Genomic DNA, 24849 nt, shown 5'->3' on the forward strand with positions numbered 1-24849 from the left:
TTACTCGGGCTTCTTCAACTTCGGATTGGGGAAGAACTGCACCGACTGCACCTGCGGGTTGGCCGGCTTGGGCTGAACCTTGTTGACCCGCGTGCCCAGCTCCATCGGCACCGACTGGCCCTGGGCATTGAGGGTGTCGGCGTAGCCGCAGATCACGCATTCGCGATGCGGCACGCCGTCGACGTCCCACATCTTGATGCAGTCGCTGGCGCTGCACGCCGGGCATACGGCCCCGGCGATGAAGCGCTTGGTGGTGACTCGAGATACTTCGTTGCTCATGCCGCGGCCTCCGCTACCAGCCCGAGGTGGCGCAGCAGGGCGTCGATGGACGGCTCGCGGCCTCGGAAATCGACGAACAGTACCATCGGCTCCTGGGAGCCGCCACGCGCCAGGATGGCCTCGCGGAAGGCGCGGCCGGTCTCGGCGTTGAACACCCCTTCCTCCTCGAAGCGCGAGAAGGCGTCGGACGACAGCACCTCCGCCCACTTGTAGCTGTAGTAACCAGCCGCGTAACCGCCGGCGAAGATGTGCGCGAAGCTGTTGGGGAAGCGGTTGTAGGCCGGTGGACGCATCACCGAGACCTCGTCGCGGATGTGCTCGAGCACGTCCAGCACGCTGCGACCGTCGCCGTGGGTGGCGTGCAGCTCGAAATCGAACAGCGAGAACTCCAGCTGGCGCGCCATCATCATGCCGGATTGGAAGTTCTTCGCCGCCAGCATCATGTCCAGCTTGTCCTGCGGCAGGCGCTCGCCGGTCTGGTAGTGGCCGGAGATGTGCGCCAGGCCCTCGGGGTCCCAGCACCAGTTCTCCATGAACTGGCTCGGCAGCTCGACCGCGTCCCAGGCCACGCCGTTGATGCCCGAGGCGCCGGCGTGCTCGACCTGGGTCAGCAGGTGGTGCAGGCCGTGGCCGAATTCGTGGAACAGCGTGGTGACTTCATCGTGCGTCAGCAGCGCCGGGCGCTCGCCCACCGGCGGGGTGAAGTTGCAGACCAGATTGGCCACCGGCGTCTGCAGCGTGCCGTCGGCGGTGCGGCGCTTGTCGCGGGCGCCGTCCATCCAGGCGCCGCCGCGCTTGTTCGGTCGCGCGTAGAGGTCGAAGAAGAAGCGCCCGACGTGCTCGCCGTTCTCGATGATCTCGAACAGGCGCACGTCCGGGTGCCAGCCGTCGAAGCCTTCCAGCTCCTGGATCTGGATGCCGTACAGGCGCTCGACGATGGCGAACAGCCCGGAGAGCACCTTGTCGATCGGGAAGTAGGCGCGCAGCTCTTCCTGGTTGAGGCTATAGCGCTGCTGGCGCAGCTTTTCAGCGTAGTAGCCCAGGTCCCAGCTCTGCAGGTCGTCCAGACCCTGCTCGGCGGCGAAGGCGCGCAGTTCGGCCAGGTCGCGTTCGGCGAACGGCTTGCTGCGCACTGCCAGGTCACGCAGGAAGCTCAGTACCTGCTCGGTGGATTCGGCCATCTTGGTCGCCAGCGACAGCTCGGCGAAGTTGCCATAGCCCAGCAGCTGCGCCAGCTCGTGGCGCAGCGTGAGGATTTCTTCCATTACCGGGCCGTTGTCGAACTGCCCGGCATTCGGGCCCTGGTCCGAGGCGCGGGTGCAATAGGCGGCGTAGACCTCTTCGCGCAGGTCGCGGTTATCGGCGTAGGTCATCACCGCGTAGTAGCTGGGGAATTCCAGGCTGATCAGCCAGCCATCGAGGCTCTTGGCCTTGGCCGCCTCGGCCATCTGCGCCTTGGCCGAATCGGGGATGCCGGCCAAGAGGCTTTCGTCGGTGACATGGCGGGTCCAGCCCTGAGTGGCGTCCAGCAGCTGGTTGGAGAACTTGCTGCCGAGCTCGGCGAGCTTCATCTGGATGGCGCCGAAACGCTGCTGCTCGACCGGCGGCAGGTCGATGCCGGACAGGCGGAAGTCGCGCAGCGAATGCTCGAGGATGGTCTTCTGCGCCACTTCGAAGCTGGCCGCCGCAGGGCTCGCGGCCAGCGCCTGGTAGGCCTCGAACAGGTCGCGGTTCTGCCCGAGTTCCGTGTAGTAGGCCGACAGCTTGGGCAGGCAGGCCTCGTAGGCGGTGCGCAGCTCCGGGCTGTTGCACACCGAGTTGAGGTGGCCGACCGGCCCCCAGGCCCGCGCGAGGCGATCGTTCAGCTCGTCCAGCCCGACCACCAGAGTCTGCCAGTCCAGGCTTTCGGCCGGGCGGCTGAGCAGCTCCTGGATCGCCACGCGGTTGTCGCCGAGGATGGTGTCGACGGCCGGCTCGACGTGCTCCGGACGGATTTCGGAATAGGGCGGCAGGTCGAATTGTTGCAGCAGGGGATTGTTCGCGCTCACGGGGACACCTTGTGACGAAGAGGATTGCAGGCCGCTCGCTGGAGCGAGGCCGGACGTGGCAGGCAGATGTCCTAGATGGACGCGCTGCCGTGCTTTTTCAACGCCGGTCGGCCGGTTGTTACTCTGACCACGGCGGGCGGCATGCTGCTCAGCCCGGGTCCGCAGCGGCAATGCTGGCCATCTTAATTACAATCGACCCTTCCCGCAGCCAAAGAGGTTTCTATCGTGGCGATACGCAGCTACCAAAACCGCACGCCGCAACTGGGCGAGCGCGTGTTCGTCGATGAGTCCGCCGTGGTCATCGGCGATGTGGAAATCGGCGCCGACAGCTCGGTCTGGCCGCTCACGGTGATCCGCGGCGACATGCACCGCATCCGCATCGGCGCGCGCTCGAGCATCCAGGACGGCAGCGTGCTGCACATCACCCACGCCGGGCCGTACAACCCGGACGGCTTTCCGCTGACCATCGGCGACGAGGTCACGGTCGGCCACAAAGTCACGCTGCACGGCTGCACCCTGGGCAACCGCATCCTGGTGGGCATGGGTTCGATCGTGATGGACGGCGTGGTGGTCGAGGACGAGGTGATCATCGGCGCTGGCAGCCTGGTCCCGCCGGGCAAGACGCTGGAATCGGGTTACCTCTACGTCGGCAGCCCGGTGAAGCAGGCGCGCCCGCTGACCGACAAGGAGCGCAGCTTCTTCAGCTATACCGCCGGCAACTACGTCAAGCTCAAGGACCAGCACCTCGCCGAGCGCGGCTGATCCGGCTCACTTGGCGAACAGCTGGCTCATGTCTTTGAATGCCTTGAATTCCAGTGCATTGCCGCAGGGGTCGAGCAGGAACATGGTGGCCTGCTCGCCGACCTGGCCCTGGAAGCGCACATAGGGCTCGATGACGAAGCGCGTGCTGCGCGCCTGCAGCCGTTCGGCCAGCGCCTGCCACTGCTCCCAGCCGAGCACTACGCCGAAGTGCGGCACCGGTACGTCGTGGCCGTCCACCGGATTGCTGTGCGCCGCCTCCTGATGCGGCATCTTCGGCGCTTCGTGGATCACCAGCTGGTGGCCGAAGAAATCGAAATCCACCCAGTGTTCGCTGCTGCGGCCCTCGGCGCAGCCGAACGTCTCGCCGTAGAAGGCGCGGGCGGCGGCCAAGTCATAGACGGGAATGGCGAGGTGGAAGGGCGAAAGCGTCATAGATGGCATTCCTGAGCATGGGACGCTTCGAGTCTAGAGCCTTTTTCCGCCGATCGGCCTACGCTCAGCAGAACGCAGACGAAAGGAGAGCCGTCGATGCGCGCCATGTTGCTGGAACAGATTGGCCAACCCTTGCAGCTGCGCGAGCTGCCTGCGCCGCAACCGGGGCCTGGTGAGGTTCGCGTGCGGGTGCTGGCCTGTGGCGTCTGCCGCACCGACCTGCACGTGGTCGACGGCGAATTGCCGGCGGCGCCGCTGCCGATCATTCCAGGCCACGAGATCGTCGGGCGGGTCGATGCCTTGGGCGAGGGCGTGACCGGCTTCGAGCTGGGCCAGCAGGTCGGCATTCCCTGGCTGGGGCACACCTGCGGCACCTGCAGCTACTGCCAGCATGCCGAGGAAAATCTCTGCGACGCGCCGCAATTCACCGGCTACACCCGGCCCGGCGGCTACGCCGAATACGTGGTGGCCGACGCACGCTTCGCCTTTGCCCTCGGCGAGGAGGGCGACCCCGTGGCGCTGGCGCCGCTGCTCTGCGCCGGGCTGATCGGCTGGCGCTCGCTGGTCAAGGCCGGCGATGGCAAGCGTCTGGGCCTGTACGGTTTCGGCGCCGCGGCGCATATCGTCATGCAGGTGGCGCGCTGGCAGGGGCGCGATGTCTACGCCTTCAGCCGCCCGGGTGATGTGGCCGCACAGGACTTCGCCCGTTCGCTGGGCGCGGTCTGGGCCGGCGATTCGAGCGCGCCGCCGCCGGTGCCGCTGGATGCGGCGATCATCTATGCACCGGCCGGCGAACTGGTGCCGGCGGCGCTGCGTGCCGTGCGCAAGGGCGGGCGGGTGGTCTGCGCCGGCATCCACATGAGCGACATTCCGAGCTTCCCCTACGACATCCTCTGGCAGGAGCGCGAAGTGGTGTCGGTGGCCAACCTGACCCGTCAGGACGGCCTGGACTTCTTCCCGGTGGCCGCCCAGGTCGGCATCCACACCGAAACCCATGCCTACCCGCTGGAGCAGGCCAACCAGGCGCTGGATGACCTGCGCCATGGGCGCTTCCAGGGCGCGGCGGTGCTGGTGCCCTGACGGTCGGCGTGATGGCAGAGCCCGCAAACGAAAAACCCCGCCGAGGCGGGGTTTGTTCAGGACAACGCGGTCACGGTCAGAACGCCGGAACGACGGCACCCTTGTACTTTTCCTGAATGAACTGACGCACTTCTTCGCTGTGCAGCGCGGCGGCCAGTTTCTGCATGGCGTCGCTGTCCTTGTTGTCCGGACGGGCGACCAGGATGTTCACGTACGGAGAATCGCTGCCTTCGATGACCAGGGCGTCCTGCGTCGGGTTCAGCTTGGCTTCCAGCGCGTAGTTGGTGTTGATCAGTGCCAGGTCGACCTGGGTCAGCACGCGCGGCAGGGTCGCGGCTTCCAGTTCGCGGATCTTGATGTTCTTCGGATTCTCGGCGATGTCCTTCGGCGTGGCGGTGATGCCGGCGCCATCCTTCAGCGTGATCACGCCGGCCTTGGCCAGCAGCAGCAGGGCACGGCCGCCATTGGTGGCGTCGTTGGGAATGACCACGGTGGCGCCACTGGGCAGCTCGTCCAGCGACTTGACCTTGCTCGAGTAGGCACCGAAGGGTTCGATGTGCACACCGGCGACGCTGACCAGCTCGGTGCCCTTGCCCTTGTTGAATTCATCCAGGTATGGCTGGTGCTGGAAGAAGTTGGCGTCCAGACGCTTCTCGGCGACCTGGATGTTCGGCTGCACGTAGTCGGTGAACACCTTCACGTTCAGCTCGACGCCCTGCTCGGCCAGTTGCGGCTTGACGAATTCCAGCAGCTCGGCGTGCGGCACGGCGGTGGCGGCGACGGTCAGGGTCTCGGCAGCCTGCGCGGAAAAAGCGGCAACGGTGGCCAGGGCGGCAATCAGTTTCTTCATCGTTCGGTTCCTTCAGGAGTTGAGCGGGGTGCGATGGTTCGCTCGCCCTGGTTGCGGTTTATTTGCGCGAAAAATGGGTGACCAGCCGGTCGCCGACGCTTTGCAGCACCTGCACCAGCACCAGCAGCAGGACCACGGTGACCACCATCACGTCGGTCTGGAAGCGCTGGTAGCCGAAGCGGATGGCCAGGTCGCCGAGGCCGCCGGCCCCCACCACACCGGCCATCGCGGTGTAGGACACCAGGGTGATGGCGGTGACGGTAATGGCGGCGATGATGCCCGGACGCGCTTCCGGCAGCAATGCGCTGAAGATGATCTGCCGCGTCGTCGCGCCCATCGCCTGGGTGGCCTCGATGATGCCGCGGTCCACTTCGCGCAGCGCGGTCTCCACCAGGCGCGCAAAGAAGGGCGCAGCGCCTACCACCAGCGGCGGAATCGCCCCGGCCACGCCCAGCGAGGTGCCGGTGATCAGCACGGTGAAGGGGATCATCACGATCAGGAGAATAATGAACGGCAGCGAGCGCAGTACGTTGACCACGAACGATAGCGCGGCATACAGCAGCGCGTTTTCGAACAGCTGGCGCGGACCGCAGAGAAACAGCAGCACGCCCAGCGGCAGGCCAAGCAGGATGGTGAACAGCAGCGAGCCGCCGAGCATCAGCAGGGTGTCCAGCGTGGCCAGCCAGATTTCGTACCAATCTACGTTGGTGAACAGAGCATCCATCAGCGCAATACCTCCACATGCACGTCCGCCGCCTGCAGGCGGGTCATCGCTGCGTTCATGTCACCGCCGATCAGCGCCAGGGTGAGCTGGCCGTAGGGGGTGTCCTTGATGCGGTCGATGCGCCCGGACAGGATGCTGTAGTCGACCCCGGTTTCACGGGCGACGGTGCCTAGCAGCGGCTTGTAGGTGGCGTCGCCCTGGAAGGTCAGGCGCAGGATGCGGCCCGGCACGTGGGCGAAATCGTCGTGCAGCTCGCTTTCGTCCATCGCCTCGTCTTCCAGCACGAAGCGCTGGGTGGTCGGGTGCTTGGGGTGCAGGAACACCTCGGTGACCGGCCCCTGTTCGACGATGGCACCGGCGTCCATCACCGCGACGCGGTCGCAGACGCGGCGGATCACGTCCATCTCGTGGGTGATCAGCACGATGGTCAGCTTCAGCTCGCGATTGATTTCGGCCAGCAGTTGCAGCACCGACGCGGTGGTCTGCGGGTCCAGTGCGCTGGTGGCCTCGTCGCAGAGCAGGATGCTCGGCTCGGTGGCCAGCGCGCGGGCGATGCCGACGCGCTGCTTCTGCCCGCCGGAGAGCTGCGCCGGGTACTTGTGCGCATGGTCCGCGAGGCCGACGCGCTCGAGCAGAGCGGCGACGCGGGCGTCGATCTCGCTGCGCGAGCGGATGCCGGCCAGGCGCAGCGGCATGGCGACGTTGTCCGCCACGGTCTTGGACATCAGCAGGTTGAAGTGCTGGAAGATCATGCCGACGCGCTGGCGGAAGCGGCGCAGGCCGTCGGCATCCAGTGCGGTGACGTCTTCGCCGTTGACCAGAATGCGCCCGCCGGACGGCTCCTCGAGGCGATTGATCAGGCGCAGCAGCGTGCTCTTGCCGGCGCCGGAGTGGCCGATCAGGCCGAAGACTTCACCGGAGGCGATCTCCAGCTGCGTTGGCTGCAGGGCGGGGACGTCTCTGCCGCCGGTCCGATAGGTTTTGTGGACTTGATGGAATTCGATCACGGGCGAACCTTGTGGGTGCGACGTTCGTTGCCGGGATATTCGGCGAAAGCCGGGCATTCTACCCGTTTGGCGTAGAGGTCGCTCGCCTGCGCCGGTGCGATTGAGCAAATCCATGGCGCTCATAGGCAAAGCAAATCGTTGCAGTGGGCAACCTTGCGGCGATTGGCGGGGTCACTAACCGGTACGCCGTGAATCGATCACGTATCAGGTCCAGATCATGGCCCGATCGTTCGCGGTTCAGCTCACCCGCTAACCGAGGCCCATCATGACGCACAAGACCCCCAAACAGAGCGAGCTCGCCGGCACCGATACCGTCGACCGCGCCAATCACAATGCCAAGCTCGATCAGCTGGAAGCGTTTCGCAGCGACGCCACCGGCGAGGCGTTGCGCACCAATCAGGGCGTGAAGATCGCCGACAACCAGAACACCCTCAAGGCCGGCGGCCGTGGGCCCTCGCTGCTCGAAGACTTCATCATGCGCGAGAAGCTCACCCACTTTGACCACGAGCGCATCCCCGAGCGTATCGTCCACGCGCGCGGCTCGGCCGCTCATGGTGTGTTCAGGAGTTACGCTGACCACAGCTGGCTGACCAAGGCCTCGTTCCTCGCCGCCGAAGGCAAGGAAACCCCGGTATTCGTGCGCTTCTCCACCGTGCAGGGCTCGCGCGGCTCGGCGGACACCGTGCGCGACGTGCGCGGCTTCGCCACCAAGTTCTACACCGACGAGGGCAACTTCGACCTGGTCGGCAACAACATGCCGGTGTTCTTCATTCAGGACGCGATCAAGTTTCCGGACTTCGTCCATGCGGTCAAACCCGAGCCGCACAATGAGATACCGCAGGCGCAGTCGGCCCACGATACCTTCTGGGATTTCGTCTCGCTGACGCCTGAGTCCGCACACATGGTGCTCTGGACCATGTCCGACCGCGCCCTGCCGCGCAGCTACCGGGCGATGGAAGGCTTCGGCGTGCACACCTTCCGCCTGATCAACGCCGAGGGTGTCAGCCGCTTCGTCAAGTTTCACTGGAAGCCGGTCGCCGGCGCCTTCTCGCTGGTCTGGGACGAGACGCTGAAGATTGCCGGCAAGGACCCGGACTTCAATCGCCGCGACATGTGGGAGTCCATCGAGATGGGCGACTACTTCGAGTGGGAGCTGGGCGTGCAGGTGGTGGAGGAGGCCGACGAGCACAAGTTCGACTTCGACCTGCTCGACCCGACCAAGATCATCCCCGAGGAGCTGGTGCCGGTACAGAAGCTCGGCAAGATGACCCTCAACCGCAACCCGGACAACTTCTTCGCCGAGACCGAGCAGGCCGCCTTCCACATTGGCCATATCGTGCCGGGCATCGACTTCACCAACGACCCGCTGCTGCAGGGCCGGCTGTTTTCCTACACCGACACCCAGCTGCTGCGACTCGGTGGACCGAATTTTCACGAAATCCCGATCAACCGTCCGCTGTGTCCGTTCCACAACAACCAGCGCGACGCCTTCCACCGCCAGACCATCCACAAGGGCCGCGCCAACTACGAGCCCAACTCCATCGACAGCGGCTGGCCCAAGGAAACCCCGCCGGCGGCCCAGGGCGGCGGCTTCGAGAGCTATCCGGAGCGTGTCGAGGGGCACAAGATCCGCAACCGCAGCGAATCCTTCGGCGACCATTTCTCCCAGGCCACGCTGTTCTGGAACAGCATGAGCGAGCCGGAGAAGGAGCACATCATCGGCGCCTATACCTTCGAGCTGGGCAAGGTGGAGCGGGTGTTAATCCGCGAGCGTCAGGTCAACGAGATCCTCGCCAACATCGATATGGAGCTGGCTCGCCGCGTGGCCGAGAACCTTGGCCTGCCGGCACCGAGCGCGCCGACCGTGACACCGAAGACGCCAACCCCGCAGAGTTCTCCGGCGCTGAGCTTGATGAACCACGTGCCGGGCAATATCAAGTCACGCAAGATCGCGATTCTGGTGGCCAACGGCGTCGATGGCGCGGCGATCGACGCCTTCAAGGCCAAGCTGGCGGAGCAGGGCGCGCTGGCCAAGATCATCGGCCCGTCGCCGGCCCCGGTGAAAACGGCGGACGGCCAGATGCTGCCGGTCGACGCCGCGATGGACGGTATGCCCTCGGTGATGTTCGACGCCGTGTTCGTCCCCGGCGGTGCCGATGCGGCGGCGGCCATGGCCAAGTCCGGCGAGGCCAAGCACTACGTGCTGGAGGCCTACAAGCACCTGAAACCCATTGTGGTGCTCGGTGCGGCACGGCCGCTGCTGGCGTCGCTGAACCTCAGCCCGGATGCCGGACTGCTAGAAGGTGATGACGTCGATGCGGTATTCGGCAACTTCGCTCAGGCGCTCGGTCAGCACCGGGTGTGGGCGCGTGAGGCCGCGGCGGCGGCGATCCCGGCGTAACGGGTCAGCGTAGGGTGGATGGCCGAAGCCATCCGCGCGGATGAGGCGCCAGGTCCGGCATGAGGCGAAACCAGGCACTGACGCGTGGAAAATCGCTTCGCGAGTTTTCCACCCTACGCAGGTTTCGTCGCGAGCGGGACGTAGGGTGGATGGCCGAAGCCATCCACGCCGGGCGCCTCGTCAGCTGCTCTGCAGCTCCCGCCAATGCAGGAACAGCCGCAGGTCGAACTCGATCTGCCCGTAGCCCGGCAGCATGTGTTCGCACAGCTTGTAAAAGGCACGGTTGTGCTCGCTCTCACGCAGGTGGGCGAGCTCGTGCACCACGATCATCTGCAGAAACTCCGGCGCCGCCTCACGGAACAGCGCGGCGACGCGGATTTCCTTCTTCGCCTTGAGCTTGCCGCCCTGCACCCGTGACACCGCGGTATGCAGGCCCAGCGCGCGGTGGGTCAGGTCCAGGCGATTGTCGTAGAGCACCTTGTCGATCGGCGGTGCGCTTTTCAGGTGGTCCTGCTTGAGCTGCTGCACGTAGCCGTACAGCGCCTTGTCGCTCTGCACCTGGTGCCGACCAGGGTAGCGCCGTGCGAGGTAATCGCCCAGGCGATCCTCGGCGATTAGCTGGCGCACCTGGGCCAGCAGCGGCTCAGGGTAGCCACGCAGGTACTTGAGATCGGTCATGCGCGCTTCGGCCAGGCGAAGCTGAGCAGGAACAGCGCGGCGGCGCTGACCACGATGGACGGCCCGGCCGGGGTGTCCTCGTACCAGGACAGCGTCAGCCCCAGGCACACCGCGACGATGCCCAGCAGGCTCGCACCCAGCGCCATCTGCTCCGGCGTGCGCGCATGGCGCTGCGCGGCGGCGGCGGGGATGATCAGCAGGGAGGTGATCAACAGTACGCCGACGATCTTCATCGCCACGGCGATTACTACCGCGATCAGCAGCATCAGCGCCAGGCGGATGCCGGCCACCGGCAGGCCCTCGACCTTGGCCAGCTCCTCGTGCACGGTGATCGCCAGCAGCGGCCGCCACAGCGGGACCAGCATCAGCAGCACCAGGGCGCTGCCGCCTATGATCCAGGCCAGATCGCTCGGCCCGACGGCGAGCAGGTCGCCGAACAGGTAGCCCATCAGGTCGATGCGCACGTCATCCATGAAGCTCAGCGATACCAGCCCCAGCGACAGCGTGCTGTGCGCGAGGATGCCGAGCAGCGTGTCCGAGGCCAGCGGCTGGCGCTGCTGCAGGGTCACCAGCAGCAGGGCGAGCACCACGCAGCCGACGGTCACCGCCAGGGTCAGGTTGATGTCGAGCATCAGCCCGAGGGCGACGCCGAACAGCGCGGCGTGGGACAGGGTGTCGCCGAAATAGGCCATGCGCCGCCAGACGACGAAGGAGCCGAGCGGGCCGGCGACCAGCGCCAGGGCGAGGCCGGCGAGCAGGGCATTGAGAAGGAAATCGGGCATCTGATGCTCTGTCTAGTGCTTGCAGTTCGGGCCGTGGACGTGGGGTTTGCCGATCACCACGCTGCCGTGCAGGTCGTGGCTGTGATCGTGCTGGTGGTGGTAGATCGCCAGGCTGCGCGCGTCCTGGCCGAACAGCTCGACGAAGGCCGGGTCGCTGCTGACCTGCTCTGGGTGACCCGAGCAGCAGACGTGGCGATTGAGGCAGACCACCTGATCGGTGGCGCTCATCACCAGGTGCAGATCGTGGGAAACCATCAGCACGCCGCAGCCGTAGCGGTCGCGCAGCACGCCGATCAAGCGGTACAGCTCGGCTTGGCCAGACACGTCGACACCCTGCACCGGTTCGTCGAGCACCAGCAGCTCCGGCTCGCGCAGCAGGGCGCGGGCGAGCAGCACGCGCTGCATCTCGCCGCCGGAAATCTTCTGCAGCGGGCTGTCGATCACGTGTTCGGCACCGACTTCACCCAGTGCCGCCAGGGCGCGGGCGCGATCGACGCCGGGCACCAGACGCAGAAAGCGCAGCACCGACAAGGGTAGGGTGGGGTCCACGTGGAGCTTCTGCGGCATGTAGCCGACACGCAGCTTCGGCTTGCGCCAGACCTGGCCGCGATCGGGTTTCAGCAGGCCCAGCACGGCCCGTACCAGCGTGGTCTTGCCGGCCCCGTTGGGGCCGATCAGGGTGACGATCTCGCCGCGATGCACCTGCAGTTGCGCGCCTTCCAGCACGTTCTGGTTGGCGAAGCGCACGTGGATGTCATCCAGCCGCAGCAGCACCTCGCTCATGCGGCTTTCCGGCAGTTCGAGCAGAGGCCGACCACTTCCACGGTCTGCCCCTCGACGGCGAAGCCGACGCTGCCGGCGGCGCTGTCGATGGCCTCGGCGATGGCGCGTTGCTCGAGTTCGATGGCGGTGTGGCAGTGCCGGCAGATGAGGAACTGGCCCTGGTGCGGATGCTCCGGATGGTTGCAGCCGATGAAGGCGTTGAGCGACGCGATGCGATGCACCAGGCCGTTCTCCAGCAGGAAATCCAGCGCGCGGTAGACGGTGGGCGGCGCGGCGCGGCGGCCATCCTGCTCGCTCAGTACGGCGAGGATGTCGTAGGCGCCGAGCGGCCTGTGGCTTTGCCAGACCAGCTCCAGCACACGCTTGCGCAGGGCGGTCAGGCGTACGCCCTGGCGCGCGCAGAGGCTGTCGGCTTCGGCCAGCGCGTGGCTGACGCAATGGTCATGGTCGTGGGGCGTACAGGCCAGCGGGGTCTTGGACATGAGCGGCGACGTGTTGGGGTAGAGACGTTATTATGTACCAATTCCCCCCGTACGAGTGACGCCCGTGAATCGTCTTTTTTCCCTTCCCTTGCTCGCGGCGCTGGTTGCTGGCGCCGCGTCCGCCCACGCCGAAGTCCGCGTGCTGACCAGCATCAAGCCGCTGCAGCTGATCGCCGCGGCGGTTCAGGATGGCGTCGGTGAGCCTGACGTTCTGCTGCCGGCCAGCGCTTCGGCGCATCATTACTCGCTGCGACCGTCCGACGTACGGCGTATCCGCGATGCGCAGCTGTTCTACTGGATCGGCCCGGATCTGGAGAGCTTCCTGCCGCGCGCACTGAGCGCTCGTGAAGGCACGACCGTGGCGGTGCAGGACCTGCCGCAGCTGACCCTGCGTCGTTTTGGTGATGCGCACGCGCACGACGAGGCTGAACATCACGATCACGACGATCACGACGATCACGACGATCACGACGATCACGACGATCACGACGGCCATGACCATGATGCTCACGGGCAGGAAGAGGCTTTGCATGGCGAGACCGCGCCTGCCGACGAGCACGACCACGACCATCGCCCGGGGACGCTCGATGCGCACCTGTGGCTGCTGCCAGCCAACGCCCTGATCATCGCAGAACGCATGGCCGCTGACCTGGCCGCGGCCGACCCGGCCAACGCACAGCGCTACCAGGCCAACTCGGCGGCCTTCGCCCAGCGCATCGAGGCGCTCGACGCACGCCTCAAGCAGCGTTTCGCCAAGGTGCAGAACAAGCCGTTCTTCGTCTTCCACGAGGCCTATGACTATTTCGAGGCCGCCTACGGTCTGCGCCATGCCGGCGTGTTCAGCGCCGGTGGCGAGGCGCAGCCGGGCGCGCGGCATGTGGCGGCGATGCGCGAGCGCCTGCAGCAGGCCGGGCCGAGCTGCGTATTCAGCGAACCGCCGGCACGCCCGCGCCTGGCCGAAACGCTGACCGCCGGATTGCCGGTGAAGATGGCTGAACTGGATGTGCTGGGTGTAGGACTGGCCACGAATGCACACGGCTACGAACAGCTGCTCGAAGGCTTGGGCAACACCCTGGCAGACTGCCTGGAGTCGCTCTGAGCGTAGCGCGGGGCGCTCTGTCCTGCGCCTTGACGCGGTCTTTGGAGGTGGCGCGAGGGTTTTCTGAGCGTTGGCGCCGACCGTCGGCGCGGCGTTGAAAAAGGGGGGCCGGCTCCGGCTAATTGATGCGCGTCATGTGTTTTTTTTCGCGTTTTCGCCTATCGTGCGTGCTTTCTTTTTTCCCCTTTTTCTCACGAGGATGCGCAGCGCATGGCGAAGACGGACGGGCCGATCGCGGCAGACAGTAAAACCACCGCCGGTATCGCCTTGCAGGCGGCTTCCGAGGACATCTGGGCGCAGAAGTACCGCCTGACCAGCAAGGACGGCACGCCGATCGACGACAGTGTCGATGCCACCTGGCAGCGCGTCGCCCGTGCTCTGGCCGACGTCGAGCCGGCCAAGCAGCGCGAGCAGTGGTACGAACGCTTCCTCTGGGCGCTGCGCAATGGTGCCATCCCGGCCGGACGGATCATCTCCAACGCCGGCGCGCAGGATTACAAGCCGGCGACTTCGACCATCAACTGCACCGTCTCCGGCACCATCACCGACTCGATGGACGACATCCTCGGCAAGGTCCACGAGGCCGGCCTGACATTGAAAGCCGGCTGCGGCATCGGCTACGAGTTCAGCACCCTGCGCCCGCGCGGCTCCTTCGTCTCGGGTGCCGGCGCGCACACCAGCGGCCCGCTGTCGTTCATGGATATCTTCGACAAGATGTGCTTCACCGTGAGCTCGGCCGGAGGCCGCCGCGGTGCGCAGATGGGCACCTTCGAAGTCGGCCACCCCGACGTGCGCGAGTTCATCCGTGCCAAGCGCGAGGACGGCCGGCTGCGCCAGTTCAACCTGAGCCTGTTGATCACCGACGAGTTCATGCAGGCGGTGGAAGCCGACGGTGAATGGCCGTTGATCTTCCCGGTGCATGCTAAGGAAGCGGCCGAGCTGGACCTGAACGACGCCGAGCACGTGCTCTGGCGCGAATGGCCGGTGCACGACGACTACATCGTGCGCGACGACGGCCTGGTCGCCTGCAAGATCTACGGGCGGGTCAAGGCGCGGCACCTGTGGGACATGATCATGGTCTCCACCTATGACTATGCCGAGCCGGGCTTCATCCTCATCGACCGCGTCAACCAGCTGAACAACAACTGGTGGTGCGAAGCCATCCGCGCCACCAACCCCTGTGGCGAGCAGCCGCTGCCGCCCTACGGCTCGTGCCTGCTGGGCTCGATCAACCTGACCCACTTCGTCGTCGACCCGTTCGGCGCCGATGCGCGCTTCGACTGGGACAAGTACCGCGAAGTGGTGCGCGTTTTCACCCGCATGCTCGACAACGTCGTCGAGATCAACGGCCTGCCGCTGGAACAGCAGCGCCACGAGATCGAAAGCAAGCGCCGCCACGGCATGGGTTTCCTCGGCCTCGGTTCGACGCTGACCCTGCTCAAGCTGCGTTACGGCAGCCCGGAAGCCTGCGTGTTCACCGAAGAAGTTGCCCGCGAGATGGCACTGGTCGGCTGGGAACAGGCGCTGGAACTGTCCAAGGAAAAAGGTGCAGCACCGCTGCTGAGCCAGACCTTCGAAGTCACCGCCGAGATGCTGCGCAAGCGTCCGGAGATGGCCAAGGACGGTTACAAGATTGGCGACCAGGTTGCCGGCCGCGTGCTGCACGCCAAGTACTCGCGCTACATGCAGAAAATTGCCGAGTACGCGCCGGAGCTGATCGAGGCGTTGGCCGAGCAGGGTGCGCGCTTCACCCACCACAGCTCCATCGCGCCTACCGGCACCATCAGCCTGAGCCTGGCCAACAACGCCTCCAACGGCATCGAACCGAGCTTCGCCCACCACTACTCGCGCAACCTGATCCGCCCGGGCCGCAAGGCCAAGGAAAAGATCGAGGTGTTCAGCTACGAGCTGCTGGCCTATCGCACGCTGATCAACGAGCGCGCCAAGCCAGGTTCCGACGAGTCGGGCGAGAAGCTGCCGGACTACTTCATCACTGCCGATGACGTCAGCCCGACCCAGCACGTCGACATCCAGGCCGCCGCACAGAAGTGGGTCGACTCGTCGATCTCCAAGACCGCCAACGTACCGACCGACTACCCGTTCGACGCGTTCAAGGACATCTACCGCTACGCCTGGCGCCAGGGCCTCAAGGGCTGCACCACCTTCCGCTTCAACCCGGCGGCGTTCCAGGGCGTGCTGGTCAAGGAAGCCGATCTGGAGAAGACCCTGTACCGCTTCACCCTCGAGGACGGCAGCGTGGTCGAGCTCAAGGGCAATCAGGAAGTCGAGTACGACGGCGAGGTGAACACTGCCGCCAACCTGTTCGATGCCCTCAAAGAAGGCTACTACGGCAAGTACTGAGCCGGGCCGCCAACTGAATAGGGCACTTCTAAAAACGTAAGCGAGGCAGCCAGCGCAAGGCGAAAACAGGCGAACAAGCGCAGTTTACGAGCGGTAAATGAGCATTTTGAGCCTGTTTTCAACACCGCGATGGCAACGCAGATAGTTTTTAGAGGTGCCCATTAATCGCCGGGCCGCCAGTGCCGCCCGGCAGGAGAAACCGCAAAAATGACCGTAAAGATCACCCAGCGCATCAAGGGCTTCAAGGTCGTCGACGAGACCATCGAACGCCCCGCCGCGTCTGCAGCCAGCAACGACAGCAAGGCGGCCGGCAAGCCCATCCAGGTGGTGGAGATGGACGAGAGCCTGCAGCGTCCGGAAACCCTGATTGGCATGACCTACAAGATCAAGTCGCCGCTGTTCGAGCACGCGCTGTACGTCACCGTGAACGACATCGTGCTCAACGCCGGCACCCCGCACGAGCAACGCCGTCCGTTCGAGATCTTCATCAATTCGAAGAACATGGACCACTTCCAGTGGATCGTCGCGCTCACCCGCATCATGTCCGCGGTGTTCCGCAAGGGCGGCGACTGCACCTTCCTCGTCGAGGAGCTGAAGGCGGTGTTCGATCCGCGCGGCGGCTACCTGAAGAAGGGTGGCGTCTACATGCCGTCGATCGTCGCCGAGATTGGTGCGGTGCTGGAGCGTCATCTGATCGCCATCGGCATGCTCGAAGGCCATGCGCTGGACGAAACTCAGCTCAAGTACCTGGCCGAGAAGCGTGCCGCCTACGAAGCCAGCCAGGGCGCGGTGGCCGTCGAGCCGGGCGAAGGTTTCCCGGCTGGCGCGCAGCTGTGCAACAAGTGCAACACCCAGGCTGTGGTGCAGATGGACGGCTGCGCGACCTGCCTGAACTGCGGCAACTCCAAGTGCGGCTAAACGGCTTGCGCTGATTTCGCCTGCCGTGACGCTCGTCAGGCCCGCTTTACCCGGCGGGTCTGGCTCTGCTAGTTTTCGGTCTCCATGCAGCCTTCCGGCCTTTGACCAAATGTCCTCCCCTGCTCACAGCCTGTTTCACGTGAAGCCAGCCGATCATGGCGTGGCCCGGCTGTGCGCAATCGCTCCACCCCCCTCTGTCGTTGCCGCTCTGGCAATCGCGCCGCCACCTCCACCGGCGGTTGCGCTGGGCTGATCCGCCCGCACCTCGCAGCTCCAGTTTTCGCTTCTGATCCTTCTGGATCGGCGCGCGCATGCTTGCGGCGTTCGCTGGAGCCTGTTCGGCTTCGACAGGTAATCACTGATGACTTTCAACAAATCGTTGTGGACGTCCTACGGCGTCATGGCCGTGTTCGTATTGCTCTGGGGCAGTGCGGCGATCTTCACCCGCTGGGGGCTGGACCACGGCACGCCGTTCGCCCTGCTGCTGGTGCGCTTCGTGCTGGCGCTGGTCGCGCTGCTGCCGATCGGCCTGTACCGGCGGCGCTTACGACCGGCGCCGGGCACCCGCGCGCAGGTCGCGGCAACCGGCCTGCTGATGATCGGCTGCTACTCGATCTGCTACTTCCAGGCCATGGCGCATGGCGTGACGCCGGGGGTGATGGCGACGCTGCTCGGCGTGCAGCCGATTCTCACCTTGCTGCTCCTCGAACGGCGCTTCTCGCCACTGCGTCTGCTGGGATTGCTGGTGGCACTGGCCGGGTTGGCCGCGGTGGTGTTTCAGAGCCTAGTGCTGGCGCGCTTCTCGCTGGCCGGCATGCTCTTCGCCCTCGGTGCGTTGCTGTGCATGACCGTGGGGGCGATCCTGCAGCAGCGCGTCCGCCAGAGTCCGGTGGAGGTCATGCCGTTGCAGTACGCGGTCAGCCTGCTGCTGTGCCTGGCGTTCGTGCCGTTCCAGCCGATCCGGCTGGATGCGGTGGCCGGCTTCATCATTCCGGTGCTGTGGCTGGGCTTGGTGATCTCGGTGGCGGCTCAGCTGTTGCTGTATCGGATGATCCGCAGCGGCAACCTAGTCAACGTCACCAGCCTGTTCTACCTGGTGCCGGTGGTGACCGTGGGGATGGACTACCTCTTCCTCGGCAATCAACTGTCGCGCCTCGGCTTGCTGGGCATGGGTGCGATCCTGCTGGGCCTGGCACTGGTGTTCAAGGCGGTGCCGGTGCCGCGCCACCCGTGAGCGGCGCGCCGGACGGCAGGTGCAGCGTCCGGCGCTGCCTGAGCGTCAGCTGATCACACGGTAGCAGGGCTCGTAGGCGGCGCCACCCGGCAGCTTCATGCGGTGCTGCTCGACAAAGGCCTGCAGCAGTTCGTCCAGCGGTTGCATGATGCAGGCGTCGCCGTGAATCTCATAGCGGCCGTACTGCTCGATGCGACGGATGCCCTTGTCCTTGACGTTGCCGGCGACGATGCCGGAGAACGCGCGGCGCAGATTGGCCGCCAGTTCATGCGCCGGCAGGCCGCGGCGCAGCTGCAGGTTGGCCATGTTCTCGTGGGTCGGGTCGAACGGGTGCTGGAAGCTCTCGTCGATCTTCAGCAGCCAGTTGAAATGGAAGGCGTCGTTGCGTTCGCGACGGAAGCGGCGGACCTCGCGCATGCCTTCGGCCATCTGTCGGGCCACCTCGCTGGGATCATCGATGACCACCTGATAGCGGTTCTGCGCGTCCTCGCCCAGGGCGGCACCGACGAAGGCGTGCAGCTGTTGCAGGTAGGGCGCCGCTTCGCGTGGACCGGTGAGCACCACGGGGAACGGCAGTTCGCGGTTGGCCGGGTGGAGCAGGATGCCGAGCAGGTAGAGGAACTCCTCGGCGGTGCCGACGCCCCCGGGGAAGATGATGATGCCGTGGCCGACGCGCACGAAGGCTTCCAGCCGCTTCTCGATGTCCGGCAGGATCACCAGTTCGTTGACGATCGGATTGGGTGCTTCGGCGGCGATGATGCCGGGCTCGGTCAGGCCGAGGAAGCGACTGCCGACCAGGCGTTGCTTGGCATGGCCGATCGCGGCGCCCTTCATCGGCCCCTTCATCACGCCGGGGCCGCAACCGGTGCAGACGTGCAGACTGCGCAGGCCAAGCTCATGGCCGACGCGCTTGCTGTACTTGTATTCCTCCAGGCTGATGGAGTGGCCGCCCCAGCACACCACCATGTTCGGCTCCACGCCCGGGCGCAGGGTGCGGGCGTTGCGCAGCAGGTGGAAGACGTAGTCGGTGATGCCCTGCGAGGTGCTCAGGTCGATGCGTGCGCTGCCCAATTCACTCTCGGTATAGACGATGTCGCGCAGCGCGCTGAAGAGCATCTCCCGAGTACTGGCGATCATCTCGCCATCGACGAACGCATCGGCCGGTGCATTGATCAGTTCCAGGCGCACGCCACGATCCTGCTGCAGGATCTCAACTTCGAAGTCCGCGTACGCCTCGAGGATGGTCTTGGCGTTGTCGATGCGTGCGCCGGTATTCAAGATGGCCAGTGCGCACTGGCGAAACAGCTTGTGCGCCCGGCCGGCGCCGACTTCGCTCAGTTGCTGCACTTCGCGTTGCGACAGGGTTTCCAGGCTGCCCTTGGGGCTTACCGAGGCGTTGATTACATGGCGTTGGGTCATTCGTGATTTCCGAGCGCATGGTCACCGGGCCGAAAGGCGGCGGTAACAGCAGGATGGTGGAGCGCTAAGCCGGACCAGCGGCCGCCTGACTCCCGGAGGGGCAGGCACGCCGGGCGTCCGTCGCGTACTAGGCCCTGCAGAAGGGAGCGACAAAGCTGGTGGCCAACGAGTTTGGCGCCATCTTACCCGCCCCGGCAGCGTGCGGGCGCGCGATTCTTGACGCTGGCGCGGCGTAAATGTTCCCGAGCGGCACGTGTAGACGCTGCCCGCATGAGCCGGTCAGTCGTCAGAGTGCGAAGGGCAGTACGCTATGCGGTTGCTGTCGAGCCGCCAGCAGACGGCGGAACTCGTCGGGATTCTTCACCAGCACGTCCTGTTGACCACTGAAGCTCTGCGCCGCGATCAGCCGTGACAGCCAGAAGCGTATGCAGGCCACGCGCAGCATCGGCTGCCAGAGTTCGGCCTCGGCCGGGGTGAAGCGGCGCAGCGCGGAATAGCCTGCCAGCAAAGGTTCGCTGCGTTCGCCGTCGATCTCGCCGTTGGGGTGCGAACACCAGTCGTTCACGGCGATGGCCAGGTCATAGAGCATCGGCCCGGAGCAGGCGTTGTAGAAGTCGATCACGCCAGTGAGATGCGTCCCTTCGAACAGCACGTTGTCGCGGAACAGGTCTGCGTGCAGGTTGGCGCGTGGCAGGGCGAGGATCTTCGGCCGTAGCTCGGCGATCTCCGCCAGGCCGTCGCGCAGCAGCGGCAGCTGGTCGTCGGACAGGCTCAGCGCCAGGCTCGGTCCCTGCTCCTGCATCCACTCCAGACCGCGGTCGCTGGCGCGCTCGAGAATATGCTCGCGAGTTGCCAGATGCAGGCGCGCCAGCAGCCGACCGACTTCCGCACAGTGGTGCGCGTTGGGTTCGACCACATGCCGGCCCGGCAGCCGCGGCTGCAGCAGCGCCGGTTTCTCCGCTAGCTGGCGCAACGCCACGCCCTGGTCAGTGCGCAGCGCATAGGGCACCGGCAGCCCGGCGCGCTGTAGCACGTCGAGCAGCTCGATGAAGAACGGAAGATCCTGCGTCGGCCCACGCTCGATCAGCGTCAGCACGTATTCGCCCTGTTCGAGGCTGACGAAGAAGTTGCTGTTCTCGCTGCCGGCAACGATGCCTTGGAAGTCGCGCAGCCGGCCGAGCCGGTAGGGCGCCAGGAAGGCTTCCAGTTCGTCACGTTGCAGGGGCGTGAATACCGACATGACAGCCTCCTCGCGGACAGGGCATTACCAGCTGAAGATCTTCCAGGATGGGATCAGCATGTCTGGCTGGTCGGCGCGGACGAAGTTGCCGTCGTTGCCATCGGCGCGCACCAAGAAGTACGGCTTGCCGTGCTTGGGCGTGATTTTCACTGCATAGAGGAAGCCGTTGACCCGGTATTCCTCGACGGTGCGATCACCTTCCTGGCGGATGGTTACGTCCGGCTCGCCGTTGACCGATTCCTGGGCGAAACCGGCGAGGGGCACGCAAACCAGCAGGCTGGCCAGCATCAGGTGTTTGAGAGCGCGCATGATAACCTTGTCCCTTCATCGTCAAATGGTCCCTGCATTCTAGCCCCGGGCCCGCCGAAAAGGTTGATTCCGCTCATGCGCCAAGCCCCCCTCGTTCTGGTGGACGGTTCGTCTTACCTGTACCGCGCCTTCCATGCGCTGCCTCCGCTGACCACCTCCACCGGCAAGCCTACAGGGGCGGTCAAGGGCGTGCTGAACATGTTGCTGGCGCTGCGCAAGCAGTATCCAGACAGCCCGTTCGCAGTGGTCTTCGATGCCAAGGGCCCGACCTTCCGTGACGAGCTGTTCGAGCACTACAAATCCCATCGCCCGCCGATGCCCGACGATCTGCGCGTGCAGATCGAGCCGCTGCATGCCGCGGTACGCGCACTAGGCCTGCCGCTGCTGAATGTTGATGGTGTCGAGGCCGACGACGTCATCGGCACCCTGGCCCGGCAGTGCGCGGCGCTGGGCCGCGACGTGGTGATCTCCACCGGCGACAAGGACATGGCGCAGCTGGTCTGTCCGCACGTCACCCTGGTCAACACCATGACCGGCAGCGTCTATGACATCGAAGGCGTGAAGGCCAAGTTCGGCGTAGGCCCGGAGCTGATCATCGACTTCCTCGCGCTGATGGGCGACAAGGTCGACAACATTCCCGGCGTGCCGGGTGTGGGCGAGAAGACCGCCTGTGGCCTGCTCAACGGCATCCCCGGCGGCCTCAAGGGGCTCTACGAGAACCTCGACCAAGTCGCCGGCCTGCCGATCCGCGGGGCCAAGACCCTGGGCGCCAAGCTCGCCGAACACCGCGATGCCGCCTTCATGTCCTACGAGCTGGCGACCATCAAGCTCGACGTGACGCTGGACGTCGAGGTCGCCGACCTGGTGCCCGGCGCGCCGCACCGCGAGGCGCTGATCGCGCTCTATCGCGAGCTGGAATTCAAGAACTGGCTCGACGACCTGCTGCGCGAGGCCAAGGCGGCTGGCGAGAACTGCGAGGCGGCACCGGAGAATTGCTCGATCCAGGCCGAGGCACAGTACGAGACGATTCTCGAGCAGGCCGATTTCGAGCGCTGGCTGGCGCGCCTGCAGACGGCCAGCTGCTTCGCCTTCGATACCGAAACCACCAGCATCGATGCCCAGCGCGCCGAGCTGGTTGGCGTGTCCTTCGCGGTCGAGCCGGGCCAGGCGGCCTATGTGCCGCTGCGCCACTCCTACATGGGCGTGCCGGAGCAGCTGGATCGCGATGCCGTGCTCGCCGCGCTCAAGCCGCTGCTGGAGGATCCGGCGAAGGGCAAGATCTGCCAGCACGGCAAGTACGACATGAACGTGCTGATGCACTACGGCATCGAGATGCGCGGCATGGCCTTCGACACCATGCTCGAATCCTACGTGCTGGACGCCACCGCCACCCGCCACGATATGGACAGCCTGGCGCTGAAGTACCTCGGCCGCGGCACCATCCGTTTCGAGGACATCGCCGGCAAGGGCGCCAAGCAGCTGACCTTCGACCAGATCGCTATCGAGCAGGCCGGGCCCTACGCCGCCGAGGACGCCGATGTCACCCTGCGCCTGCACCAGACCCTGCTCGGCAGGCTGGAGCAGACGCCATCGCTGCTCAAGGTGCTGACCGAGATCGAGATGCCGCTGGTGCCGGTGCTGGCGCGCATCGAGCGCAATGGTGCGTTGGTCGATGCGCAACTGCTCGGCCAGCAGAGCGTCGAGCTGGGCGACAAGCTGGTGCAGCTGGAACGCGAGGCGTTCGATATCGCCGGCGAGGAGTTCAACCTCGGCTCGCCCAAGCAACTCGGCGTGATTCTCTATGAAAAACTTGGCTGCCCGGTGCTCTCCAAGACCGCCGGTGGCCAGCCGTCCACCGCCGAAAGCGTGCTCGCCGAACTGGCCGAGCAGGATTACCCGCTGCCCAAGGTGATCATGCAGCACCGCTCCCTGAGCAAGCTCAAGGGCACCTACACCGACAAGCTGCCGCAGCAGATCAACCCGCGCACCGGGCGCATCCACACCAGCTATCACCAGGCGGTGACTGCCACCGGCCGGCTGTCCTCCAGCGACCCAAACCTGCAGAACATCCCGATCCGCACCGCGGAAGGGCGGCGTATTCGCCAGGCCTTCGTCGCGGCGCCGGGCTACAAGCTGCTGGCGGCGGACTACTCGCAGATCGAGCTGCGCATCATGGCTCATCTCGCGCAGGATGCCGGTCTGCTGCATGCCTTCCAGAACAATCTGGACGTGCACCGCGCCACCGCCGCTGAGGTGTTCGGCGTGCCGCTGGAGCAGGTCAGCAATGACCAGCGACGCAGCGCCAAGGCGATCAACTTCGGCCTGATCTACGGCATGAGCGCCTTCGGCCTGGCCAAGCAGATCGACGTCGGCCGCAAGGAAGCGCAGGAATACATCGACCGCTATTTCGCTCGCTACCCGGGCGTGCTCGCCTACATGGAGCGCACCCGCACCCAGGCCGCCGAGCAGGGCTATGTCGAGACGCTGTTCGGTCGTCGGCTGTACCTGCCGGAGATCAATTCGAAGAACGGCGCCATGCGCAAGGGCGCCGAGCGCACCGCGATCAACGCGCCGATGCAGGGCACCGCGGCTGACATCATCAAGCGCGCCATGATCGCCGTGGACGGCTGGCTGCAGGGCAGCGGTCTGGATGCACGGGTGATCCTGCAGGTACACGATGAACTGGTGCTGGAAGTGCGCGAAGACCTGATCGAGCAGGTCCGTCAGCAGATCTGCCCGTTGATGAGCGAGGCCGCCCAGCTGGACGTGCCGCTGCTCGTCGAAGCGGGTGTTGGCGACAACTGGGACGAGGCGCATTGATCCTGGTTGCCGAAAGATGTCGCTAGCCGCCGAAATTTTTTTCGTCCGCGTTGAACTTCCGCTGCAACGATCCGGTCAGAGCATGCGAAGGGTGTAAAAACCCTTCGATGCTCCTTGTTGTGTTAAGTGTTGGCAGATCTCTGGACCCCGCCCTAGCGGTCCGGATTTGGACCTCGAACTTCCCCCTCCCCCAATGAAGTTCGAGGTTTTTTTTGCCTGCAGGAAAGTGGCATGGGCTGCGCCAGCGGCAACGACTTGCGCAGGTTCTTGCGCAGGCGCTCTGTGGATAACCTTGTTGATAAGCTGTTCCCAGTGCGGTCGCCCGCGAGTTGGAGCAGCGCTGCGCAACTTGCTGCCACGGGTGCGCAGGAATTTGCACAGCTTTCTGTGCTGGCCATCACTTCCGCCATTCGGGTTGCGTATTGGGTAGTCAGTATCCGGTTGATAAATAAATAGTTTTTACTTTTTGGCATGGTGCTTGTTGTCAGGGAATGGCCATTCGGCACTCATTTCAGACAAGGAGAGCACCCATGCCAACACCCGCGTATCTGTCCCTCGAAGGCACCAAGCAAGGCCTGATCACTGCCGGCACCTTCACCGAGGATTCGGTTGGCAACATCTTCCAGGAAGGCCATGAGGACCAGATTCTGGTGCAGGCCTTCCAGCATCAGGTCATCATCCCGCGTGACCCGCAGTCGGGTCAGCCGACTGGCCAGCGTGTGCACAAGCCGCTGATGATCACCAAGGTGTTCGACAAGTCGTCGCCGCTGATTTTCAACGCCCTGACTTCCGGTGAGCGCCTGAACAAGTGCCGCCTGGAGTGGTACCGCACCTCCTCGACCGGCACCCAGGAGCACTACTTCACCATCGAACTGGAGGATGCGGTGATCGTCGACGTGCAGTCGCGCATGCCCAACTGCCAGGACCCGAACATGTCCCATTTCACCCATCTGGAAGACGTGTACTTCACCTACCGCAAGATCGTCTGGACCCACGAGGTTTCCGGCACCTCCGGTTCCGACGACTGGCGCACCCCGATCGCTGGCTGATTCGCCGCGGTCCCGCTTCGGCCAGGCTCTCCTGGCCGAACGCTTTTTGCGAAGCACTGAACAGATTCCGCCATAGTCGTTCTGGAATGCGC

At 65.3% G+C, this 24849-nt stretch carries 22 protein-coding genes; 9 read left to right on the top strand and 13 right to left on the bottom strand.

The features are described 5' to 3' along the window. Both N8H22_RS17965 and prlC read right to left on the bottom strand, forming a co-directional pair. Entirely contained in the window at positions 1-279 is a 279-nt protein-coding gene (locus N8H22_RS17965; RefSeq protein ID WP_264591873.1) for a YheV family putative zinc ribbon protein, read from the bottom strand. Then, complete coding sequence (prlC, locus tag N8H22_RS17970; protein WP_264591874.1) at positions 276-2327, bottom strand: oligopeptidase A; 2052 nt, start codon at positions 2325-2327, stop codon at positions 276-278. Before prlC ends, N8H22_RS17965 begins: the two co-directional genes overlap by 4 nt. 225 nt (positions 2328-2552) lie before the next feature. On the opposite strand from prlC, the gene N8H22_RS17975 reads away from it, so the two are divergent. Continuing rightward, on the top strand, positions 2553-3089 hold the full coding sequence (locus tag N8H22_RS17975; RefSeq protein ID WP_264591875.1) for a gamma carbonic anhydrase family protein: 537 nt from the start codon (positions 2553-2555) through the stop codon (positions 3087-3089). A gap of 6 nt (positions 3090-3095) precedes the next feature. Here the strand turns inward: N8H22_RS17975 and N8H22_RS17980 are convergent, their stop codons facing one another. Next, positions 3096-3521 carry a VOC family protein gene (locus N8H22_RS17980; protein ID WP_264591876.1) on the bottom strand — a complete coding sequence of 142 codons (426 nt, stop codon included), beginning with the start codon at positions 3519-3521 and terminating at the stop codon, positions 3096-3098. A 96-nt stretch (positions 3522-3617) separates the two neighbouring features. Here N8H22_RS17980 and N8H22_RS17985 point away from each other — a divergent pair, with 96 nt between their 5' ends. Further along, on the top strand, positions 3618-4601 hold the full coding sequence (locus N8H22_RS17985) for a zinc-dependent alcohol dehydrogenase family protein (protein WP_264591877.1): 984 nt from the start codon (positions 3618-3620) through the stop codon (positions 4599-4601). 76 nt (positions 4602-4677) lie between these two features. Here N8H22_RS17985 and N8H22_RS17990 read toward each other — a convergent pair whose 3' ends face one another. From N8H22_RS17990 to N8H22_RS18000, 3 genes are read right to left on the bottom strand one after another with little or no spacing between them, the layout of a single operon-like run. Beyond that, positions 4678-5451, bottom strand: a complete 774-nt coding sequence (locus N8H22_RS17990) for a MetQ/NlpA family ABC transporter substrate-binding protein (RefSeq protein WP_264591878.1) — start codon at positions 5449-5451, stop codon at positions 4678-4680. Between the two features lie 58 nt (positions 5452-5509). After that, the gene (locus N8H22_RS17995; RefSeq protein ID WP_264591879.1) at positions 5510-6175 is read right to left on the bottom strand and encodes a methionine ABC transporter permease; all 666 of its coding nucleotides are present in this window, start codon (positions 6173-6175) and stop codon (positions 5510-5512) included. Next, complete coding sequence (locus N8H22_RS18000) at positions 6175-7182, bottom strand: methionine ABC transporter ATP-binding protein (RefSeq protein ID WP_264591880.1); 1008 nt, start codon at positions 7180-7182, stop codon at positions 6175-6177. The genes N8H22_RS17995 and N8H22_RS18000 overlap by 1 nt, the downstream gene beginning before the upstream one ends. Positions 7183-7447: 265 nt before the next feature. Between N8H22_RS18000 and katE the strand changes: the two genes are divergently transcribed. Continuing rightward, positions 7448-9583 (top strand): catalase HPII, encoded by a 2136-nt coding sequence (gene katE / locus N8H22_RS18005; protein ID WP_264591881.1) that lies wholly within the window; start codon positions 7448-7450, stop codon positions 9581-9583. Between the two features lie 180 nt (positions 9584-9763). On the opposite strand, the gene N8H22_RS18010 is transcribed toward katE, so the two are convergent. From N8H22_RS18010 to zur, 4 genes are read right to left on the bottom strand one after another with little or no spacing between them, the layout of a single operon-like run. Beyond that, a complete protein-coding gene (locus N8H22_RS18010) occupies positions 9764-10261 on the bottom strand; it encodes a M48 family metallopeptidase (RefSeq protein ID WP_264591882.1) in 498 nt (165 codons plus the stop codon). Further along, positions 10258-11043, bottom strand: a complete 786-nt coding sequence (gene znuB, locus N8H22_RS18015) for a zinc ABC transporter permease subunit ZnuB (RefSeq protein WP_264591883.1) — start codon at positions 11041-11043, stop codon at positions 10258-10260. Before znuB ends, N8H22_RS18010 begins: the two co-directional genes overlap by 4 nt. Positions 11044-11055: 12 nt before the next feature. Further along, a complete protein-coding gene (gene znuC / locus N8H22_RS18020) occupies positions 11056-11826 on the bottom strand; it encodes a zinc ABC transporter ATP-binding protein ZnuC (RefSeq protein ID WP_015278931.1) in 771 nt (256 codons plus the stop codon). Next, the gene (zur, locus tag N8H22_RS18025) at positions 11823-12308 is read right to left on the bottom strand and encodes a zinc uptake transcriptional repressor Zur (RefSeq protein ID WP_045666923.1); all 486 of its coding nucleotides are present in this window, start codon (positions 12306-12308) and stop codon (positions 11823-11825) included. The genes znuC and zur overlap by 4 nt, the downstream gene beginning before the upstream one ends. 64 nt (positions 12309-12372) lie before the next feature. Between zur and znuA the strand changes: the two genes are divergently transcribed. The 4 genes from znuA (at position 12373) to N8H22_RS18045 (ending at position 17920) form a co-directional block, all read left to right on the top strand. After that, positions 12373-13407, top strand: coding sequence for a zinc ABC transporter substrate-binding protein ZnuA (gene znuA, locus N8H22_RS18030; protein WP_264591884.1), 1035 nt, complete (start codon positions 12373-12375; stop codon positions 13405-13407). 210 nt (positions 13408-13617) lie between these two features. Next, entirely contained in the window at positions 13618-15768 is a 2151-nt protein-coding gene (locus tag N8H22_RS18035; protein WP_264591885.1) for an adenosylcobalamin-dependent ribonucleoside-diphosphate reductase, read from the top strand. Between the two features lie 207 nt (positions 15769-15975). Next, positions 15976-16686 carry an NrdJb gene (locus N8H22_RS18040; protein WP_264591886.1) on the top strand — a complete coding sequence of 237 codons (711 nt, stop codon included), beginning with the start codon at positions 15976-15978 and terminating at the stop codon, positions 16684-16686. Positions 16687-17047: 361 nt separating this feature from the next. Continuing rightward, positions 17048-17920 (top strand): DMT family transporter, encoded by an 873-nt coding sequence (locus N8H22_RS18045; RefSeq protein ID WP_264591887.1) that lies wholly within the window; start codon positions 17048-17050, stop codon positions 17918-17920. 45 nt (positions 17921-17965) lie between these two features. Here N8H22_RS18045 and ppnN read toward each other — a convergent pair whose 3' ends face one another. The 3 genes from ppnN to N8H22_RS18060 form a co-directional block, all read right to left on the bottom strand. After that, positions 17966-19339, bottom strand: a complete 1374-nt coding sequence (gene ppnN / locus N8H22_RS18050) for a nucleotide 5'-monophosphate nucleosidase PpnN (RefSeq protein ID WP_264591888.1) — start codon at positions 19337-19339, stop codon at positions 17966-17968. A gap of 286 nt (positions 19340-19625) precedes the next feature. After that, entirely contained in the window at positions 19626-20579 is a 954-nt protein-coding gene (locus N8H22_RS18055; protein WP_264591889.1) for a homoserine kinase, read from the bottom strand. 24 nt (positions 20580-20603) lie between these two features. Further along, on the bottom strand, positions 20604-20888 hold the full coding sequence (locus tag N8H22_RS18060) for a DUF2782 domain-containing protein (RefSeq protein ID WP_264591890.1): 285 nt from the start codon (positions 20886-20888) through the stop codon (positions 20604-20606). 75 nt (positions 20889-20963) lie between these two features. Here N8H22_RS18060 and polA point away from each other — a divergent pair, with 75 nt between their 5' ends. Both polA and N8H22_RS18070 read left to right on the top strand, forming a co-directional pair. Further along, complete coding sequence (gene polA, locus N8H22_RS18065; protein WP_264591891.1) at positions 20964-23708, top strand: DNA polymerase I; 2745 nt, start codon at positions 20964-20966, stop codon at positions 23706-23708. 530 nt (positions 23709-24238) lie between these two features. Next, positions 24239-24757, top strand: coding sequence for an Hcp family type VI secretion system effector (locus tag N8H22_RS18070; RefSeq protein ID WP_003286458.1), 519 nt, complete (start codon positions 24239-24241; stop codon positions 24755-24757). The last annotated feature ends 92 nt before the right edge of the window (positions 24758-24849 follow it).

The organism is Stutzerimonas sp. S1, assembly GCF_025966695.1.
GTDB lineage: Bacteria > Pseudomonadota > Gammaproteobacteria > Pseudomonadales > Pseudomonadaceae > Stutzerimonas.